The organism is Micromonospora sp. CPCC 205546 (assembly GCF_036902715.1).
Taxonomy (GTDB): domain Bacteria; phylum Actinomycetota; class Actinomycetes; order Mycobacteriales; family Micromonosporaceae; genus Micromonospora.
This window is the reverse complement of the sequence record NZ_JBAKHL010000056.1, coordinates 25697-44200: the sequence shown is the minus strand read 5'-3', so window position 1 is coordinate 44200 and position 18504 is coordinate 25697. Positions and strand designations below refer to the sequence as shown.

The 18504-nt window shown below is 74.1% G+C and carries 16 protein-coding genes; 7 read left to right on the top strand and 9 right to left on the bottom strand.

Translation table 11 applies throughout. The features are described from left to right. Positions 1 to 412: 412 nt before the first annotated feature. The 6 genes from V6U77_RS23145 to V6U77_RS23120 all read right to left on the bottom strand — a co-directional run bounded on the left by V6U77_RS23145 (position 413) and on the right by V6U77_RS23120 (position 8925). Positions 413 to 1408 (bottom strand): TauD/TfdA family dioxygenase, encoded by a 996-nt coding sequence (locus V6U77_RS23145; protein ID WP_334608722.1) that lies wholly within the window; start codon positions 1406 to 1408, stop codon positions 413 to 415. Positions 1409 to 1459: 51 nt separating this feature from the next. After that, positions 1460 to 4522, bottom strand: coding sequence for a condensation domain-containing protein (locus V6U77_RS23140; RefSeq protein ID WP_334608721.1), 3063 nt, complete (start codon positions 4520 to 4522; stop codon positions 1460 to 1462). A gap of 2 nt (positions 4523 to 4524) precedes the next feature. After that, positions 4525 to 6315 carry a non-ribosomal peptide synthetase gene (locus tag V6U77_RS23135; RefSeq protein WP_334608720.1) on the bottom strand — a complete coding sequence of 597 codons (1791 nt, stop codon included), beginning with the start codon at positions 6313 to 6315 and terminating at the stop codon, positions 4525 to 4527. A gap of 4 nt (positions 6316 to 6319) precedes the next feature. Beyond that, positions 6320 to 7141, bottom strand: a complete 822-nt coding sequence (locus V6U77_RS23130; protein WP_334608719.1) for a hypothetical protein — start codon at positions 7139 to 7141, stop codon at positions 6320 to 6322. A 78-nt stretch (positions 7142 to 7219) separates the two neighbouring features. Continuing rightward, positions 7220 to 7981 (bottom strand): ABC transporter permease, encoded by a 762-nt coding sequence (locus V6U77_RS23125; protein ID WP_334608718.1) that lies wholly within the window; start codon positions 7979 to 7981, stop codon positions 7220 to 7222. Continuing rightward, on the bottom strand, positions 7981 to 8925 hold the full coding sequence (locus tag V6U77_RS23120) for an ABC transporter ATP-binding protein (RefSeq protein ID WP_334608717.1): 945 nt from the start codon (positions 8923 to 8925) through the stop codon (positions 7981 to 7983). Before V6U77_RS23120 ends, V6U77_RS23125 begins: the two co-directional genes overlap by 1 nt. Positions 8926 to 9382: 457 nt before the next feature. On the opposite strand from V6U77_RS23120, the gene V6U77_RS23115 reads away from it, so the two are divergent. From V6U77_RS23115 to V6U77_RS23095, 5 genes are all read left to right on the top strand, one after another. Further along, positions 9383 to 10855, top strand: coding sequence for an amidase (locus V6U77_RS23115; RefSeq protein ID WP_334608716.1), 1473 nt, complete (start codon positions 9383 to 9385; stop codon positions 10853 to 10855). Positions 10856 to 11052: 197 nt separating this feature from the next. Continuing rightward, positions 11053 to 11985 carry an ABC transporter ATP-binding protein gene (locus V6U77_RS23110; protein WP_334608715.1) on the top strand — a complete coding sequence of 311 codons (933 nt, stop codon included), beginning with the start codon at positions 11053 to 11055 and terminating at the stop codon, positions 11983 to 11985. 8 nt (positions 11986 to 11993) lie between these two features. Beyond that, entirely contained in the window at positions 11994 to 12824 is an 831-nt protein-coding gene (locus tag V6U77_RS23105) for an ABC transporter permease (RefSeq protein WP_334608714.1), read from the top strand. Then, positions 12821 to 14011 (top strand): sensor histidine kinase, encoded by a 1191-nt coding sequence (locus V6U77_RS23100; protein ID WP_334608713.1) that lies wholly within the window; start codon positions 12821 to 12823, stop codon positions 14009 to 14011. The genes V6U77_RS23105 and V6U77_RS23100 overlap by 4 nt, the downstream gene beginning before the upstream one ends. After that, complete coding sequence (locus V6U77_RS23095) at positions 14008 to 14613, top strand: response regulator transcription factor (RefSeq protein WP_101411373.1); 606 nt, start codon at positions 14008 to 14010, stop codon at positions 14611 to 14613. Before V6U77_RS23100 ends, V6U77_RS23095 begins: the two co-directional genes overlap by 4 nt. Positions 14614 to 14622: 9 nt before the next feature. Here V6U77_RS23095 and V6U77_RS23090 read toward each other — a convergent pair whose 3' ends face one another. Continuing rightward, on the bottom strand, positions 14623 to 15591 hold the full coding sequence (locus V6U77_RS23090; protein WP_334608712.1) for a peptidoglycan DD-metalloendopeptidase family protein: 969 nt from the start codon (positions 15589 to 15591) through the stop codon (positions 14623 to 14625). A 195-nt stretch (positions 15592 to 15786) separates the two neighbouring features. On the opposite strand from V6U77_RS23090, the gene V6U77_RS23085 reads away from it, so the two are divergent. Next, positions 15787 to 16512 carry a Clp protease N-terminal domain-containing protein gene (locus V6U77_RS23085; protein ID WP_334608711.1) on the top strand — a complete coding sequence of 242 codons (726 nt, stop codon included), beginning with the start codon at positions 15787 to 15789 and terminating at the stop codon, positions 16510 to 16512. Between the two features lie 4 nt (positions 16513 to 16516). On the opposite strand, the gene V6U77_RS23080 is transcribed toward V6U77_RS23085, so the two are convergent. Continuing rightward, a complete protein-coding gene (locus V6U77_RS23080; RefSeq protein ID WP_334608710.1) occupies positions 16517 to 17035 on the bottom strand; it encodes a hypothetical protein in 519 nt (172 codons plus the stop codon). A 121-nt stretch (positions 17036 to 17156) separates the two neighbouring features. Next, entirely contained in the window at positions 17157 to 17342 is a 186-nt protein-coding gene (locus V6U77_RS23075; RefSeq protein WP_334608709.1) for a DNA repair protein, read from the bottom strand. A gap of 361 nt (positions 17343 to 17703) precedes the next feature. On the opposite strand from V6U77_RS23075, the gene V6U77_RS23070 reads away from it, so the two are divergent. Then, the gene (locus V6U77_RS23070; protein WP_334608708.1) at positions 17704 to 18366 is read left to right on the top strand and encodes a GNAT family N-acetyltransferase; all 663 of its coding nucleotides are present in this window, start codon (positions 17704 to 17706) and stop codon (positions 18364 to 18366) included. The last annotated feature ends 138 nt before the right edge of the window (positions 18367 to 18504 follow it).

Below are 18504 nucleotides of genomic sequence, written 5' to 3'. Positions count from 1 at the left end.
TATCGGGTTGGCAGTGTGGAGTTGCTGGTCAGGCATTGTCGGGTGGTGGTGGGGCGTGAATCCGTCATCCGGGCCGGATGAACGGCGCACGAGCGATTGCGGAACGGTGCCCTCGCATTGACGCGGATCGGTAATGGCCGGCGCCGGGACGTCTTCTCGCCGCACCTCGCGCCCGCGCCGCGTCCGCAATTCTGACGTCACCTCAGGGCGCGGTCGGCGGGCGTCACCCGGGCACGACGAAGACGCGGTGGTGGGGCCTCCGGACATCCGGAGACCCCACCACCGCGTCGCACCGCTGTCGTCGACGGGGCCGTGAGCCGCGTACGGACCCCGCGTCGTCGCACGTCACGCCGGCCCCGACCGGAAACGGCCGGGGCCGGCGTCGTCGTCTTCCCGGCCGCGGCCGGGTCCGTCAGCTCCCGCTGGTGAGCACGTTGCCGTCGTCCGGGCGCAGGGCCCGCGAGCGCCGGAAGTCCCGGTGCACGAAGATCCGCTGCAGCCACCGGTCGCGGCCGTCGTAGCGGGGCGTGAACTCGGTCCGGCCGTGCAGGGCCAGCCGGTTGTCGACGAACGCGAGGTCGCCGGGTTCCAGGATGAACGTCCGACGGACGGTACGCAGCGCGTCGCCGAGCATCGACAGCGCCTGTGCGGCCTCGGGGTCGAGGGGGAACGAACTCTCGAAGTCGACCTGGACGTCCGGGTCGTCGAAGCTGCCGCTGAGGATGCCGTGCGGCTCCGGCGCGCTGCGCAGGTCGCCGAACGACGCCGGTGGCTCGGTGACGAACCGCGGCTCGTGCAGCACCTTACGGACCTGCTCGGACAGCAGGGGCAGCGCGTTGCGGATCGACGTCACCTGCAACCCGGCCACGTTGTCGTGGTCGTTGCGCAGGCAGTGCAGCCCGACGTAGTCCGGACGGTAGACGTGGAAGGCGTTCTCCACGTGCATGGAGAGCTTCACCGAGCCCGCGTTGCCCTGGAACTTCTCCATGCCCGGCACCGGCACGACGTCCTGCACCAGGGCGCCGCTCTTCTCCTCCTTGAAGGCGATGAGCTCCCCGAGCTGCAGCCCGAGCAGCACCTGTGCGGCGGCGGGCACGGTGGACTCCCGCTGCGCCGAGCCGGCCACGGTGGGCGTACCGGGCAGTTCGTCGGCGTCCACGGGCAGGTTCCGCACCAGCAGCACGGCGTCGGGCCCGGGATCCCAGGCGAAGCGCCGCACCATCTGGCGCAGTCGTGCGGGCAGGTTGCTGGAGAGCTCGCGGGCCGTGGCGAGCCAGGTGGCCGAGTCCACCAGGCGCGGCGGCCGGCCCGCCAGGTAGCGGGCGATCGTGTCGACCTCGATGCTCTCCTCGCGGGTCAGGACGATCGAACGGTCGGTACTGCGTACGGGCTGGACGTCGACGGTCACGCCGAGCCTCCTCTGCTGAGGTCCGAGACGGTGTGGGGGTTGCGCGATCGGTCAGTCGTCGTCCTCGTCGTCGTCCCAGAACGCGTCCTGCAGGTGCTCTGCGAGCTGCCGTGGCGTCGGGTTGGCGAACAGGTCGGCGAGCTGGACCGGCATCGCCAGGTCGGTCCGCACCCGCTGCACGAGCTGGGCGCCCAGCAGGGAGTGGCCACCGCTGGCGAAGAAGTTCGAGTCCGCGTGCAGGTCCGGCCGGTCGAGCATGTCGGCCCAGATCCCGACCAGGGCGGCGGTCGTCTCGTCCGGCGGCTCGACGTCGGCCGCCGCCCGCGCGGCGGCGAGCGCGACGAGGGCGGCGCGGTCCACGGTGCCCGCCACGGTGACGGGCAGCCGGTTCAGCACGACCAGGTCGGGCACGAGCGGCAGGGCGCCGCGGGCGTGCTCGCGCAGCCGCTCCACCACGTCGGGCTTGCGGGACTCGACGAACGCGACGACCGTGACCTCCCGCGCGTCGCCGGCGGGCCCGGCGACCGTGACGTGGCCCGGGTCGGCCTCACCGGCCCCGGCCTCCCGCGCGCCGCCGGCGGATCCGACGGCGACGACCGCCTCCACGTCCGGATGGGCGGCGAGGACGGACTCGACGTCGCGCAGGTGGACCCGTTGGCCGCCGACGCGTACCTGGGCCGACAGCGGGCCGACCACGTCGACCCGGCCGTCGGGCAGCAGGCGCGCGAGGTCCCCGGTGCGGTGGAAGCGCCCGTACGTCGGGTGCTCGCCGAAGCGGGCGGCGGTCAGCTCCGGCCGACCGTGGTAGCCGCAGGCCAGGGCGTCGTCCGCGACGCAGAGTTCGCCGCGTACGCCGATGCCCAGCTCGTGTCCGGTGCCGGGCTCGGTGACGAACACGCGGGCCGTGGGAACGACCCCCGCCCCGTCCGGTCCGCCGCCGAGCGCGGCGTACCCGGCGACGCCGGGCGTGGTGTAGCCGTGGTACGGCGTGCCGCCGGTGGCGCGCAACTGCGCGGCCAGCGGGCGGGGCAGCGGTTCGTGCGCCACCAGGACGGCGCGGCCCGCGAGCCGGTCACCCGCGTGCTCGGCCACCTGGCGCCACACCGCCGGCGGCGCCTGCACCACGTCCACCCCGTGCGCCCGCACCAGTTCGCCGAGCGCGTGACCGTCGGTGCGGGCCCCGTCGGGGGCGACGACGACCCGGCCGCCGGTGCTCAGCGCGACCAGCAGCTCGGTCAGCGCCGCGTCCGTGGCCGCGCTGCTCAGCCACGCGGTGACGGCCGGCCCGGTGGCGACCCGGTCGACGACCCGGGCGACGGCAGCGGCCAGGGCCCGGTGGGTGACCGTCACCGCGAGCGGCGCGGGCCCGTCGAGGTGGTACTCCAGGTAGGCCACCGCGTCGAGGTCGGGACCCGACGGCGCGTCGGTGCGGACCGCGTCGGGGACGGCGGGGATGCGTACCGCGCCGGGCACGGGCAGGCCCTCGGCCGCCAGCACCGGGGCGGCACCCGAGTCGGCCAGCCGGGCGGCGAGGTCGGGGATCGGCTGGGCCGGGTCGAGCAGGACGCAGCGCTTGCCCGCCAGCCACACGCCGAGCCACGCGGCGGCCAGCTCCGCGCCGCGCGGCGCCAGCACGGCGACCGTGTCCCCACCCGAGGCCGCGACGAGGTCCCGGGTGGCGGTCGCCGCCGCCCACAACCGGCCGTACGACACGGCCTCCGTGCCGTCCTGCACCGCGACGAGGTCCGGGCTCGCGACGACCGTCGCGTGCACCGCGTCGAGCACGGACGCCGCGGCCGTCGCCGCCGGCGGCGACGGCGACGGCAGGGCGAGGTCGCCCGCGCCCCGGCGGGACAGCCGCGCCACCGGCCGGTCCAGCTCCTCGCCCAGCCGCACGAGCAGCGCGTCGTAGCGCTCCAGCAGCAGCGCGACGTCGGCCGCGTCGAAGGCGTCGACGCAGAACGCCGCGCGCACCCTGGTCCCGTCCTCGCCGGGCATGATGAAGAACTCCAGGTCGAAGCGGCTGTAGCCGTTCTCCACCATGACGTGTCGCAGCGGCATCCCGGTCAGCGTGGCGGAGGCGTCGACGGTGCCGGGCACGTAGTTGAACAGGTGCCGGAAGAACGAGCTGCGCCACGACGACGGCGCGTCGCCGAGCACGGCGGGGGAGACGTGCTCCAGCGGTACGTCGGCGTGGCTGATCGCCTCCAGGAAGGTGCTGCGCGTCTGCTTGACCACGGCGCGGAAGTCGGCGTCCGGGTCGAGGCGCACCCGCAGCGGCACCAGGTTCGCGTGGTAGCCGATGGCGTTCACGCTGCGCTGGTCCCGGACGTTCACCGGGGTGCCGATGACCACGTCGGAGCCCGCGCCGTGCTGGGCGAGCAGCACCGAGTACGCCGCGAGCAGCACCACCGCCTCGGAGGCGCGCAGTTCGCGCTGGAAGCGGCGCACCACGGCGCGGGCCGGCGCGGAGAGTTCGTGGTGGACGGTCTCGGCGCGCAGGGACGGCGCCCCGACGGGCGGTCGGGCGCACCACAGGCCGGCCTCGGCGGGCCGCAGCCCGTCGAGGTTCCTGCGCCAGTACGCGACGCTGCGCTCGTTCGGCGCGCGTTCGGTGAGCGCGGCGACCGGGGCGTCGTCCGGCCGGCCCCCGGCCGCGACGGTCTCGTAGGCGACGAGCAGCTCGCGCAGCAGGATCGTGGTCGACATGGCGTCGAAGATCAGGTGGTGCACGACGACGCAGCACACGTCGCCGTCCTCCCCGGCGCGTACGCCCGCCCGCAGCAGGGGATGGCCGTCGATCGCGAAGGGCTCGGCGGCGAACGCGGTCAGGTCGGCGTCACGCCCGGCGTCGCCTGCCCCGATCTCCACCAGGGGCACGTCGACCTCGTCGGGACCGAGCACCTCCCGGGTCAGCGTCGCGTCGTCGGAGCGGAAGACGGTACGCAACACCTCGTGGCGGGCCAGCACCGCCCGCAGCGCCGCGGTGAACAGCTCGCGGTCGATGCGGCCGGCCACCTCGAAGGCGACCGCCACGTTGTTGACCCCGGTGTCCGGCACCAGCCGCTCGAGCAGCCACATGGCTGCTTCCTTCCTGCTGGCTGCGATGCTCATGCTCACTCGTCCCCTCGGTCGGTGTCGGCGCACACCTCGGCGAGCCGCGCCACGGTCCGGTTTTCCAGCACGTCGCGCAGCGACAGCGTGAGCCCGCGTCGGCGCGCCTCGTTGACCAGTTGGGCGGCGCCGAGGCTGGTGCCGCCCCGGACGAAGAAGTCGTCGTCGACGCCGATGGAGGAGACGGCCGTGTAGGTGGCGAAGAGCTCGCACAGCAGCGCCTGCAACTCGTCGGTCGGCGCCCGCCCGCCCGCGCTCGCCGCGGCCTCCGGCGCCGGCAGGGCTGCGGTGTCGAGCTTGCCGTTCACGGTCAGCGGCAGCGCCGCGAGGCTCACCACGGCGCTCGGCACCATGTAGTCGGGCAGGGTCTCGGCGAGGTCCTTGCGCAGCTGCTGCGCGTCGACCCTCGCGTCCGCCCCGGGCACGACGTACGCGACGAGCTGCTTGACCTCCGGCGTGTCCGTGCGGACCACCACCGCGGCGTGCCGCACCTCCGGGCGGCGCAGCAACGCCGCCTCGATCTCGCCCAGCTCGATGCGGTAGCCGCGGATCTTGGCCTGGTTGTCGACCCGCCCGCAGAACTCGTACTCGCCGTCGTGGGTGGGCTTGACGCGGTCGCCCGAGCGGTACATGCGCGAGCCGGGCGGGCCGAACGGGTCGGGCAGGAAGCGCTCGGCGGTCAGCCCCGGCCGGCCCAGGTAGCCCCGGGCCAGCTGGCCCCCCGCGATGTGCAGTTCGCCGATCTCGCCGGGCGCGACGGGCCGCAGCTCCTCGTCGAGCACGTGGAAGCGCACGTCGGGCATGGGCTGGCCGATGGGCAGCGGCCCCGGCGGCACCGGCTGGTCGGGCTCGATGACCACCGTGCTGCACCCGACGGTCGTCTCCGTCGGGCCGTACTCGTTGACCATCCGCGCCCCGGGGTGCCGGCGGCGCCAGGCGTCGACGGTCTCGCCGAGCAGCAGCTCGCCGCCGGCCATCAGCTCCCCGGTCGGGGACGCCTCGGCGGGCAGCGCGGTGAGCAGCGGGATGTGCGAGGGCGTCACCTTGACGAACGTGGGCCGTTGCTGCCCCGACGGTCCGGCGGCGGGCGTGCCCATCTCCTCCAGGGCGCCGACGTGCACGCAGCCGCCCGTCATCAGCGGCGCGTAGAACGCGGTGACCGTCAGGTCGAACGCGAACGAGGAGTGCAGCAGCGCCCGGCCGCGTACGCCCGGGTAGGCCCGCACGACGTGGCGCAGGTACGTGCCGAGCTGGCGGTGCTCGATCACCACGCCCTTCGGGCTGCCGGTCGAGCCGGAGGTGTAGATGACGTACGCGGCGTTGGCGGGGCGCAGCGGGGCGAGCCGGTCGGCGTCGGTGACGTCGGTGTCCGGCTGCCCGGCGTACGCCTCCGGCTCGTCGAGCAGCACCTGCGGCGTGTCGTACGCCGGCAGCGCGTGCCGGTCGTCGGCGGTGGTCAGCAGCAGCATGGGCCGCGCGTCGGTGAGCATGTACTCCAGCCGCTGGGGCGGGTAGCTCAGGTCCAGCGGCAGGTAGGCGGCCCCGGCCTTGAGGGTGGCGAGCGCGGCCACCACCAGGCGCGCGGACCGGATCCCGATCGCGACGAGGCGCTCCGGTCCCGCGCCGAGCGACACCAGCCGGTGCGCGAGCCGGTTCGCCTCGGCGTCCAGCTCGGCGTACGTCCTGCGGTGCTCGCCCCACACGACGGCCGTGGCGTCCGGGGTGCGCCGCACCTGCTGCGCGAACAGGTCGGTGAAGAGCGCGGGCTCACCGCCCGCCGGGCCCGGTGCCACCGCGCTACCCCGCGATCCGCAGGCCGGCGTCCGTGCCGGTCATCAGGCCGGAGACCGCGGCGGCGACGTCGGGGTGGCGCAGCATCTGGTCGTGGTCGACGTCGAGCGCGATGGTGCGCCCGAAGCCCTGCCCGCGCTGGGTCGAGTGCGCGGAGGTGATCGCCGTCGCCGTCGCCCAGAGCGGGGTGGGGTCGATCTCCGCCGCCGCTCGCAGGTAGCCGACGAAGGACGCGAAGCTGCCACCCAGGTCGCCCCGGACGTCGTCGTCCAGCCCGAGCCGGCGGCCCGCCACGTCGATCGCGTCGCGGAAGATCCCGGCGAGCGCGGGACCGATGAGGGTGAGGTCCTCGAGGCCGTACTTCTCCTGCACCGCCTGGCCGTCGGCGTGGAACGCGGCGATCTCCTCCGGGGTGAGGATGGTCCGCAGCGCGTCGGCGGCGGCGTGGAAGTCCCGGTAGAGCCCGACGATGTTCGGCAGCTCCGGGTCCAGCAGGACCAGCCGGGGCGCCTCGTCCTGCGACTCGGCCAGCCGGGACGCGAGGGGGGCGGCGAACACCGCGCCCACGCAGTAGCCGATCACGGTGTCGACGGTGCGTTCCCGCCGGCGTACGCCCTTCGCCCACCGCTCGACGTAGTCGGCGCCGGACATGGTCTCCTCGGCGCCGTTGGCGGGTGCCACCGTCTCCCAGATCTCGCCGGGCGCGCTCAACAGGGGGACCAGGTCGCGGAAGCAGGCCTGGGTGCGGCCGGTGCTGGTGAAGTCGACGGTGAGCGTGAGGCCGCCCTGCCCGCCCTTGCGCAGTATCTGCCAGGAGTTCTTCTTCACGATGGGATCCCTCGTCGTAGCGGTGCGTACGTTCGTCGTTAAGGGGGTGCGGGCCCGTGCGCTCCCGGTCGCGGGCGCTCAGACGCGGGCGCTGTCCTTCAGGTACCGCAGGGTCACGGCGCCGCCGAGCACGACGGTCCAGCCCGCGAGCACCAGGGCCGCGAGCCCGAGCCGGGCGCTGTCCTCGAACGGGCTGTGGCCGACCTCGGCCAGCCAGTGGCTCGGCATGATCGCGGACATGGTCCGCATCCAGTCGGGGAACGCGACCGACGGGACCAGCGCGCCGCCGAGCACGCCGAGCAGCATGTGCGAGACGGAGGTGAGCACCTGCACGCTCTCGGCCGTGGCGACCTGGCCGATGAAGACGCCCAGCAGCGCGAACGGCAGCGTGCCGATCCAGACCCCGAGCACCAGTTGGAGCCAGCCGCCCACCGGCAGCCGGACGCCCTGCAACAGCGCGCCGGTGAGCGCCACCGCCGCGATCGCCGGCAGCGCCACCACCATCGCCGCGGCCAGCTTCGCCGCCAGGTAGGAGGTCGGCGACAGGGGGGTGATGCGCAGCTGGCGCTGCCAGCCCGTGGACCGCTCGATGGCCACCCTGGTGCCGACGTTCAGCGCGACGAAGAGCGCGCCGAAGGCGGCGAGACTGCCGAGCAGGTGCTCGCTGAAGTTGATGGCGGTGCCGTCGCGGCCGCCACCGCGGAACATGTTGGCCTGCATCATGTCGAACAGGTTGGCCTGCATCAGGTAGAGCAGCGTCGGGAACAGGAACGCGACGATCCAGAACTTGCGGGCCCGGATCACCCGCTTCACTTCGAGCTTGAGGAAACCGGCGCTCATCAGGCGGCCCCGCCCTTCGTCGCGGTGAGGGCCAGGAACGCCTGTTCCAGGCCGAGGGCGCCGATCTCGACGTCGTACGCCCCGGGAAAGCGCGCGAACAGCTCCCGGGCGGTGGCGTCGGAGTCGGAACTGACGAGTTCGACGCGCTGGCCACGGGCCTCGGCGGTCATCACGCCGGGCAGCAGGCGCAGCTGCTCGACCGTCGCGTCCGGAATGGTGGCCGACAGCGAGCGCCCCGCCACCACGCTGCTGATCTCGGCGACGGTGCCGTCGGCGATGACCACCCCGGACTGGACGAGCACCACCCGGTCGGCGAACTCCTCGGCCTCCTCCATGTAGTGGGAGGCGAACACCACGGTGCGCCCGGAGTCGGTGAACTCCCGCATCGCGGCCCAGAACACGTGGCGGGACTCGACGTCCATCGCCACCGTCGGCTCGTCCAGCACCAGCAGCCGCGGGTCGGACACGAGGGTGAGCGCCAGCCGTAGCCGCTGGCGCTGACCGCCGGAGAGCCGGCTGCGGCGGTCGGCGATGTCGGTGAGGTCGGTGCGGCGCAGCACCTCGGCGATCGGCAGCGGGGCGGTGTGCAGCGACGCCACCATCGTGAGCAGCTCGCGGATCGACACGTCGTCGAGCAGCGCGCCGTCCTGGAGCGTCGCACCGATGACGCCCCGGGTGATGGCCTCCCGCGGGGTGTGCCCGAAGACCCGGATCTCGCCCCGGTCGGGGCGGGTGAGCCCCAGGATCATGTCGACGAGCGTCGACTTGCCCGCGCCGTTGGGCCCGAGCAGCGCGACCACCTCGCCGGGGGCGATCCGCAGGTTGATGCCGTTGACGGCGCGCACGTCGCCGTAGCTCTTGTGCACGTCCGACACGGCGATCGCCTGCGGGTCCACCGCACCGAGCGTGGGTGTCGCCACGAGGTTCGCGATTGCGTTGCTCATTGATTTCCCCATTTAGATCGGTGCGGGTATGCGAATAGTATTTAGCAGCGTCGTGGAGCGGGGAGCCAGGAATTCCGGGGCCGCCGTCGCGAGAATTGGCGTACGCGACGCCTCATTCCGGGGTGCTGAGGGGTGACCGTAGGGGTTACCCCGCGACGGCCGTACCCGCCATCGTCGGACCTGTCGTGGTCCTGGGCTGCGCATATCCGCGGCCCGTGCGGGGAGGTGTTCGTGGCAAGCCAGGAGCGGAACGCTGATCGTCATTCGTCCGACGGTGACGGGAAGGCGGAGGCTCTGGTCCGTGACGACAGCACGGCCGAGCTGTTCGCATTTCCACACAGTGACTTTTTCCGGGACACCGGAACGGGCACCGGACCGGAATTGGCCGGTAATTGCCGGGCCTCCTCGTCCCCGGTCGTCGCCACCGGTCGGCATGGGCACCCGGTGGTGGGCTGACATGGACCGCCTTTCCGCCGCGGCCGAGCGGGCCGACCGGCTCGGGCCGATGCTCGGCACCTTCCTGCACCGCTTCCCGGCCGACGACCCGGGCACGGACGGGCCGCTGCGCGGCACGCTGATCGGCGTCAAGGACGTGGTCGCCGTGGCCGGCGCGCCGAGCACCTGCCAGAGCGTCGTGCACGACGCCGGCTGGTGGGCCGACCGCGACGCGACCGTGGTGGCGCGGCTGCGCGCGGCGGGCGCGGTGATCGTGGGCAAGACGACGATGGCGGAACACGCGCTGTCCCGGCCGGACCCGGATTCGCCCTTCCCGGTGCCGCGCAACCCGTGGGACCCCCACCGGTGGACCGGCGGGTCGAGCTGCGGCAGCGCCAACGGCATCCCGGCCGGGTTCTTCGACGCGGGGGTCGGCACCGACAGCAACGGCAGCATCCGGATCCCCGCCGCGCTGTGCGGCGTGACCGGGCTGAAGCCGACGCAGGGCCTCCTGCCGGCGGCGGGCGTCCGCCCGCTGGCGCGCTCGGTCGAGACGGCGGGCCCGCTGGCGCGTACGGCCCGGGAGTGCGCGCGGCTGCTCGCCGTGATGGCGGACCGGCCCGCGGAGCTGTCCCGGCCGCCGCTCGCCGACCTCGCGGGCGTGCGCGTCGGCGTCCCGGGCGACCTCGTGCGGTACGCCGCCGCGCTGACCGACGACACCGCCGCCGCCTTCGACGCCGCGCTCGACGAGCTGCGGGCCGCCGGGGCGCAGGTCGTCGACGTGCCGTTCGACGAGGCGTTCCCGCTCTTCGCCGCGCAGCTCGTGACGATGCTGGTGGAGGCGTTCGAGGTGCACGGGGCGCAGTTCCGGACGCGCTGGAGCGACTACGGCCGGCCGTTCCGGTGGAACGTCGCGCTCGGCGGCGTGCTGACAGCGGAGACGTACCTGCGGGCCCAGCGGGTGCGCGGCTGGGGCGCCGACGCACTGCGGGCGCGGTTGCGCGACGTCGACGTCATCGCCACGCCCGCCTGGCCGTCCGCCGCCCCCCGCTACGACGACCAGGCCAGCCTCCAGACGATCTCCTTCCTGCCGAGCATCTGGAGCGCGGTCGGCTTCCCCGCGCTGGCGCTGCCGATGGGGGCCGACGGCGACGGGTTGCCGCTGTCGCTGCAACTGGCCGCCGCCCCCGGCCGCGACTTCGAGCTGGCCGCCGTCGCCGACGTCTACCAGCGGCGTACGGGCTGGCACGAGCGCGAGCCGAAGCTGGACGTCGTGGCGGACCTCGCGCCGGTCTGCGCCCCCGAGGCGCCCGCCGACGGCGTCGACCCCGTCCGCCGGGAGCGGCTGGCCCGGGCGTTCGGCGAGCTGGGCGTCCCGCTGGGAGAGGGGGACCTCGACCAGGTGACGATGACGTGGACGAAGGTCGAGGCGCTCGCCGGCGTGCTGCCGGAACTCCCGGTGGACGTGGCGCCCTTCGCCGCCCACCCGGGCTGACGGGCGCCGTCCCGGGGCACCCGCCGACCGGCCTCGTGCCCGCGTCCGGGCGTGAGGGCCGTTCACCGTGACCGGCGGCGTCGTGCCGCGCGTGGCGCGTACGTGAGGGACGCACGGGTGGGGCGTGCGTACGACACGGACGGAACGTGACGCGGCGGGGGTTGGATCTGTCGCCGGTCGCCGGCAGCCTGATAGCCATGGATGACGTCGTGATCGAAGTGGACGGGCTGCGCCGCAGCTACGGGGAGTTCGAGGCGGTGCGGGGGATCTCGTTGCGGATCCGCCGGGGCGAGCTGTTCGCCCTGCTGGGCACCAACGGTGCCGGCAAGACCACCACCATCGAGGTCCTGGAGGGACTGCAACCGGCCACCGCCGGCCGGGTCCGGGTGCTCGGGCTGGACCCGATCCGGGACCGTAACTCGGTGCGCCCCCGGACGGGGGTGATGCTCCAGCACGGCGGGTTCACCGGCGCGCTGACCGTCCGCGAGACGGTGGAGATCTGGCGGTCGCTCACCGTCCGGCCGCAGACCACCGCCGAGGTGCTGGACCTGGTCGACCTCGGCGACCGGATGAACGTGGCGGTCGAGCAGCTCTCCGGCGGCGAGGGCCGGCGGCTGGAGCTGGCGCTGGCCGTGCTCGGCCGGCCGGAGGTGCTCTTCCTCGACGAGCCGACCACCGGTATGGACCCGGCCTCCCGGCGCCGCACCTGGGACGTCGTCCGCGAGCTCCAGAAGGGTGGGACGACGGTCCTGCTCACCACGCACTATCTGGAGGAGGCGGAGGTCCTCGCCGACCGGGTGGCGATCATGCGGGGTGGGAGCATCGTCGCCACCGGGGCGCCGGAGGACGTCGTGCGCACCCTGCCCGCCCGGATCAGCTTCCGGCTGCCGGCGGCGGAGGCGCTTCCCGACCTGCCGCACGCCGCCCGCCTGGTCGAGGGCGACCGCGTCACGTACGAGTCCCGCCAGCTCCAGACCGACCTCACCCGGCTGCTCGAATGGGCCAACGCGGGCGACATCCGGCTGGCGGCCCTGTCGGCCCGACCGGCCACCCTGGAGGATGTCTTCCTGGACATCGCCGCCGACCACGACCTGACCGACCAGCACGCGGAACCGGAGGCCGCCCGATGAGCGGGACGATGACGACGCCGAGCCCCACCCCGACCCCCACCGCCACCTCGGGTGACCGCGCGACCAGGCCGCTCTGGCAGATGGCCGCGATGTTGAAGATGGAACTGCTGGCGCTGCGTCGCAACTGGACGGCCACGGCCATGTCCGTGGTGACCCCGCTGATGATTGCCATCCTGCTCGTCAGCGAGTACGGCGGGCAGGCGGTGCCCGGCGTCCGCCGGGTCGTCAGCATCACCACCCTGATCATGGTCTTCCTGGTGCACCACCACCTCACCACCGTCTACGCGGCGCGCCGCCAGGAGCTGGTGCTCAAGCGGCTGCGGGCCGGGCTCGCCTCGGACCGCACGATCCTGCTCGGCACGGCCAGCAGCACGGTGGCCATCTTCCTCGCCCAGTTCGTCGTGCTGGCCGCGTACGCGGTCCTGGTGCTCGGCCTGCCGATGCCGAAGAACCCGCTCGTCATGGCCGTGGCGCTGCTGTTCGGCTCCGCGATCATGGCGGCGTTCTCGGCGGCGCTCTCCGCGATCACCCGCAGCTCCGAGGCGGCCATGCTCACCACCCTGCCGACCGTGGTGATCTTCCTGGCCACGCCGGGCGCGCTGCTGCCGCTCGGCGCCCTGCCGGAGTCGCTGGAACGGGTGCTGTGGTTCCTGCCGAACGGGCCGTTCACCGAGGTCATGCGGGTCGGTTGGCTCGCCCGCACCGACGAGGGCCAGGCCCTGAGCTTCGCCGGAACCCTCGTCGAGACGCTGCCCTCCTTCGGTGTGCTGCTGGCCTGGCTGGTGGTGTCGCTGCTCGTGGCCGGCCGGTACTTCCGCTGGGAACCCCGGCACGGATGATCGAGACCATCGCGCGACCCGGAATCCGGGGCGTGAGCATGGAGCGGGCGCAGGTCGAGCGCGACGTCGACCTGCGCCGCGCCCGTGCCGTCACGCTGAGCACAGTGGGCAGCGGCGTGCTGGGCACGCTGCTGCTGGCCGCCGTCGGCCTGTCGCGGGAGGAGGACCCCCGCTGGGCGGCGGCCGGGGCCGTGGGGGTGGTCGTCTTCATAGCCGCGCAGAGCGGTGCGCTGTACGGGGCGATCACTCCCTGGTTGGCCGAGTCGACGCGCCGCCGCCTGCTCGCCGGCTTCGTCTGGGCCGCCGTGCTCTCCGTGCCCCTGGTCGGGCCCGTGGGCGGGCCGGAGTGGGCGACCTGGGGGTTCCTGGGGGCGTCGGTGATCGGCTCGGTGTTCCTGCTGCGGCAGTGGTGGGTCGCCGGCCCGGCGGTGCTGCTGTCCGTGGCGACGGCCGCCGGGGTGGCCGCCTGGAACGGGGCACCGGTCCGCGACCAGGTCACCATCGTGGTGGTCGCGGGGCTCTCCATGGCCGCGTGGAACGCCCTTCAGCTCTGGCTGTGGGGGCTCCTCGTCCAGGCGCAGCGGGGGCGGGCCGCCCAGGGCCGGCTCGCCGCCACCGAGGAGCGGCTGCGGTTCGCCCGCGACGTGCACGACCTGCTCGGGCACAGCCTCTCGGTCATCGCGCTGAAGGCCGAACTGGCGTCCCGGCTGGCGGCCACCGACGCCGGGCGGGCCAGCCGGGAGGCCGCCGAGGTGCAGCGGCTGGCCGCGTCGGCGCTGGTCGAACTGCGCGAGGTGGTGCACGGGTACCGTGCGGTGGACCTCGGGGACCAGATCGCCGCGGTGGAGCAGGTGCTGAGTTCCTCCGGCATCCGCTGCGCGGTGGCGCTGCCGCCGGACGACGTACCGTCGGAGATCGCCCGGCAGTTCGTCGCGGTGCTGCGGGAGGCCAGCACCAACGTGCTGCGCCACAGCCGGGCCACCTGGTGCACCATCGAGATCAGCCAGGACGAGGACGAGGTGCGGATGACCATGACGAACGACGGCGCCGAGGGGGCGTCGCCGGACCGGCACAGCTTCGGGTTGCGCGGGCTGGCCGAGCGGCTGGCCGAGGCCGGGGGAGCGCTGCGCCACCGGATCGACGACGGGGTGTTCCGCCTCGACGTGACGGTACGGACCCGCCCGTGATCAGGGTGCTGCTCGCCGACGACGAGGACCTGATCCGGGCGGCGCTGGCCGCCCTGCTCGGGCTGGAGTCCGACCTGGAGGTGGTGACCGAGGCGCCGGACGGTCGGGCCGCCGTGACGGCCGCGCTCGCGCACCGCCCGGACGTCGCCGTGGTGGACCTGCAGATGCCGGCCCTGGACGGGCTGGAGGTGACCGCGGAACTGGCTCGCGTCCTGCCCGCCTGCAAGGTGGTGATCCTGACCGGGCACGGCCGGCCGCCGCACCTGCAACGCGCGCTGGCGGCCGGGGCCAAGGGGTTCCTGCCCAAGGGCGCGCCGGGCGGGACGCTCGCCGACGTCATCCGTCGGGTGCACGCCGGCGGCCGGTACGTCGACCCGGCCCTGGCCGCCGACGCGCTCACCGCACCGGAGTGCCCGCTCACGCCGCGCGAGCTGGACGTGCTCCGGCTGGCCGAGTACGACACGCCGGTGGCGGAGGTGGCCCGCCGTACCCACCTGTCGGCGGGCACGGTCCGCAACCACCTCTCCGCGGCGGTCAGCAAGCTCGGGGTGGCCAACCGGGCCGAGGCGTTCCGCACCGCCCGGGACAACGGTTGGCTCTGACGGCGCCGCTCAGATGAGCACGCTCCAGGTCACCGGGCCGACGAGGCCGTCGACGACGAGGCCGTTGCGGCTCTGGAAGCTGCGTACCGCGCTGGTGGTGACCGAGCCGAAACCGCCGTCCACGAGGAGGCTCGCCCCCCGGGCGTTGAGGGCGGTCTGCAGGCCGCGCACCTGGTCGCCCGAGTTGCCCTCGCGCAGGGGCAGCACGAGCGCGGTCCAGGTGATCGGGCCGACGAGGCCGTCGGCGTAGAGGCCCCGGCCGCTCTGGAACGACCTGACCGAGGCGGCGCAGCCCGGCCCGTAGATCCCGTCCACCACGACGGAGACGCCGCGCGAGCGCACCAGGTACTGGATCACCCGGGGCACCCACCCCGACGCGCCCTGCCCGACGCTCGGGTAGCCGGTGCTGCCCAGCGGGGCCGTCGAGCCGAGGGTGATGCCCCGGTTGGCCAGGAAGACCCGAGGGTCGAGTGAGGTCAGCCGGGGACGGTGGATCTCGAAGTGCAGGTGCGGGCCGGTCGAGTTGCCGGTGGTGCCCATCAGGCCGATCAACTGTCCGCAGCTGACCTGCTGGCCGACGCCGACCAGCACCCGGTGCAGGTGGCCGTAGTAGGAGAAGTAGCTGTCGGCGTGGTTGAGGTGGACGCTGTTGCCGGTGCGGCCGCCCAGGGGCCCGCTCGTCGTGTCGCCCGGGTACGAGTTGGTCCTGATGTCCCGGACGGTGCCGGCGGCGGCGGCGTAGACCGGGGTGCCCTGGCTGTTGGCCACGTCCCAGCCCAGGTGCCCGGGCCGGCTGGGGATCTTGTAGCCGGAGGTCAGCGTGCCACGCGTCGGGTTGCTCCAGGCGCCGACGGCGGCCTGCGCCGGGGTGGGCAGGCCGACGACCCCGATCCCCACCCCGACGCCGAGCGCCGTGAGGAGGGCGCGGCGCCGGGCCGGCACGTGGCTCAGGCTGGCGGTCTCCGGTGCGTCACACATGGTGCCTCCGATGTTCGTCCCGCAGGGGCGGTTGGACGATGGGGACCGGATCGTAAATCTTCTATATCGGCCGAGGCAATGGTGAAACTTTCCTACGGGCCGTCACGCATTGTGATCCGCCGGGGTCGGCGACGGTGTCGCCCGGCGCGTCAACTTCTGGTTGACGGATGCGGGCCGTCAACCTATGGTTGACGCATGACGGAACCGACGCAGATGAACAACCCCGTACGCCTCGACGACCTGATCCAGGCGATCAAGAGGGCCCGCCCCGACGCGCTCGACCAGCTCACCGACGCGGTCATCGCGGCCGACCACCTCGGCGACGTCGCCGACCACCTGATCGGCCACTTCGTCGACCAGGCCCGCCGCTCCGGCGCGTCCTGGACCGAGATCGGCCGCAGCATGGGCGTCAGCAAGCAGGCGGCACAGAAGCGCTTCGTGCCGAAGGCCGACGATCCGCCGCTCGACCCGCAGCAGGGCTTCGCCCGCTTCACCCCGCGCGCCCGCAACACGGTGATGGCCTCGCAGAACGAGGCCAGGGCCACCGGGCACGCCGAGATCCGCCCCGAGCACCTGGTGCTGGGGCTGCTCAGCGAGCCGGAGGCCCTGGCCGCCAAGGCGATCGTCGCCCAGGGGGTGCCGCTGGAGCGGGTGCGCGAGGCCGCCACGGCGGCGCTGCCGCCCTCGACCGCCGAGGTGCCCGACCTGATCCCGTACGACGTCCAGGGCAAGAAGGCGCTGGAGCTGACCTTCCGGGAGGCCCTGCGGCTCGGCCACAACTACGTCGGCACCGAGCACGTCCTGCTCGCGCTCCTGGAGCACGAGAACGGCGCCGGGGTCCTCAGTGGGCTCGGCGTGACCAAGGCCGGGGTCGAGGAGTGGGTGGCGGCGGCCCTGGAGGCCGTGCGGTTGCGGGGCTGAGCGCTCAGGATGCGGCGGGGAAGCCGTAGCGGGCGGCGTGCTCGGGGTCCGTCGGGTCGACCTGGCGGATCCCGGCGTCGGCGAGGCGCTTGTTGACCTCGTCGAGCCGCTCACGCACCAGCCGGGACTCCTCCTCGGTGACCCGGCCCCGGTGCGGCCGGCCGGCGTGCTCGATCGTGGCGTAGTCGATCCGCTCCGCGCCCTTGCGGGCCTTCGGCGGACGGACCCGCTCGGCCGTCTTCAGCAGTTGCGCCATCGGCACGTCCGTCGCCATCGCGTCGAACTCGCTCGCGGTGAGCACCACCCGGCGCGGCTCACCGTCGCCGTGCCGGTCGTGGACCTCGACCACCGCGACGTCCAGCGCGGCGTCGTCGATGTGCTCCACCTCGGCCGGGGTGGCGTCCAGCCGCACGGGCCCCGCGACCAGGTCAGGGTGCTCCAGGACGACGACGCGGACCACCTCGTCGTCGGGCTGGATGACCGTGCCGCTGAAGTCGGAGACGTGGATCGTCTTCTTGCCCATGCGCGGAGCTTCTCCTGTCGTAGGCCGGGATGCCGGACCAGAAGAAATTACCCGACAGGTGTGCGAAAGCCGCCGCTGGACCGTCCGGGTGTGTCGCGGGCCGCCGCGCGCTCCCGGGCGCTCAGCGGGTGTTCAGCCCGCCGCGCGCGGCGGCGCCGGCGGGCTGCTTGTCCACCTCGCGCCACGGCAGCGTCTCGGCGCGGTGACCCCGGTAGGCCGACTGGGCCGGGAACCGCCCCGTGGCCTCGGTGGCCCGCCAGAGTCGCGCGGGGTCCTGGTGGTGCCGGTCGTTCGGCTGATTCGGCATGACCATACCGTCCCAAACAAAGTTGTCCATGTATGAAAATGAATATGACGACCGATCGATGCGATTGGTTCCCCTGATCGGCCCGCGCCCTGCGAAAACCGGCGGACATCGATCTACCGGTACGTCTACCCCCTGCCACGCCGCCCAACCCTCGCGCCGGCACACGCCCCTCGGTGGCGGCCACCGCTCGAAGCCGGGAGCAGCCACCGCCCGAGGTCGCGGGAGCGCGGCCGGCCCACCCCGACCGGTTCCGTCGCGCGCGCCGGCGCGCCCGCGTACGGTGATCGTCGGCGAGGCGGGCCGGGCGTCGGCGGCCGCCCCGCCGGGTGACGACCGACGGCGCCGGGGGAGGTGAGCGGCGATGCCCGACCGGCGGCTGCACCTGCACCTGGCGAGCTGGCTGGGCCAGTGGCCGGCCGCGCCAGGGCTGCACGTGGTCGGCTCGCACCGGCGGGCCCGGCCAGCCTGGGACGGCCGGCTCCGGCCGGCCGTCGCGGTGACCGCTGGCGTGAGCACCGTGCTCTCGGTGGCCCCCGACCGGGTCGCGGCGGTGCGGGAGCTGGCCCGGCGGCCGGGGACGCCGCTGCTCGCGGGGTTGCCCGCCGCGGTCGGACGGCCCGGCTGGGCGGTGCACGACGACGTGTTCCGGTGGAGCGCGGCACCGGCCCCGTTGCCGGACGTGGGGGAGTGGACGTCCCCGGCCGCCGCCGGGCTGCCGTCCTGGTTGCGCCTGTTCGACCGGCCGGTGCTGGTGGTGCGCGACGCCCGGGGGCGCTACCTGTCCGGGGTCGGGATCAAGCGGCACGACGCGTACGGCCACGAACTGGCGGTCGGCACCGTGCCGGAGGCCCGGGGGCGGGGGCTGGCGCGGCGACTGGTCGCCCAGGCGGCGCGCCGGGTGCTCGACGAGGGCGCCGTCCCGACGTACCTGCACGCCGCCGCCAACACCGCCTCCGCGCGGGTGGCGGCCGCCGCCGGCTTCCCCGACCGGGGCTGGCGCTCGTTCGGCGTCTACCCGCCCTGACCTCGGTGGTGGGGCGCGGACCGTGGCTCCCGGGCCGGAACCACGGTCCGCAGTCTCCCCCCAGGGCCCGCGGGTAGCGTGCGTGCTCATCACGCTACGTATCAGCAGGGGCGACGGCAAGGTCCCACAGGGGTGTTC

Excerpts from the sequence above, each read along its gene's own strand:
- V6U77_RS23140 (WP_334608721.1), bottom strand. The coding sequence starts at position 4,522 with ATGAGCATCGCAGCCAGCAGGAAGGAAGCAGCCATGTGGCTGCTCGAG.
- V6U77_RS23125 (WP_334608718.1), bottom strand. The coding sequence starts at position 7,981 with ATGAGCGCCGGTTTCCTCAAGCTCGAAGTGAAGCGGGTGATCCGGGCC.
- V6U77_RS23120 (WP_334608717.1), bottom strand. The coding sequence starts at position 8,925 with ATGAGCAACGCAATCGCGAACCTCGTGGCGACACCCACGCTCGGTGCG.
- V6U77_RS23115 (WP_334608716.1), top strand. The coding sequence starts at position 9,383 with ATGGACCGCCTTTCCGCCGCGGCCGAGCGGGCCGACCGGCTCGGGCCG.
- V6U77_RS23110 (WP_334608715.1), top strand. The coding sequence starts at position 11,053 with ATGGATGACGTCGTGATCGAAGTGGACGGGCTGCGCCGCAGCTACGGG.
- V6U77_RS23105 (WP_334608714.1), top strand. The coding sequence starts at position 11,994 with ATGACGACGCCGAGCCCCACCCCGACCCCCACCGCCACCTCGGGTGAC.
- V6U77_RS23100 (WP_334608713.1), top strand. The coding sequence starts at position 12,821 with ATGATCGAGACCATCGCGCGACCCGGAATCCGGGGCGTGAGCATGGAG.
- V6U77_RS23090 (WP_334608712.1), bottom strand. The coding sequence starts at position 15,591 with ATGTGTGACGCACCGGAGACCGCCAGCCTGAGCCACGTGCCGGCCCGG.
- V6U77_RS23085 (WP_334608711.1), top strand. The coding sequence starts at position 15,787 with ATGACGGAACCGACGCAGATGAACAACCCCGTACGCCTCGACGACCTG.
- V6U77_RS23080 (WP_334608710.1), bottom strand. The coding sequence starts at position 17,035 with ATGGGCAAGAAGACGATCCACGTCTCCGACTTCAGCGGCACGGTCATC.
- V6U77_RS23075 (WP_334608709.1), bottom strand. The coding sequence starts at position 17,342 with ATGCCGAATCAGCCGAACGACCGGCACCACCAGGACCCCGCGCGACTC.
- V6U77_RS23070 (WP_334608708.1), top strand. The coding sequence starts at position 17,704 with ATGCCCGACCGGCGGCTGCACCTGCACCTGGCGAGCTGGCTGGGCCAG.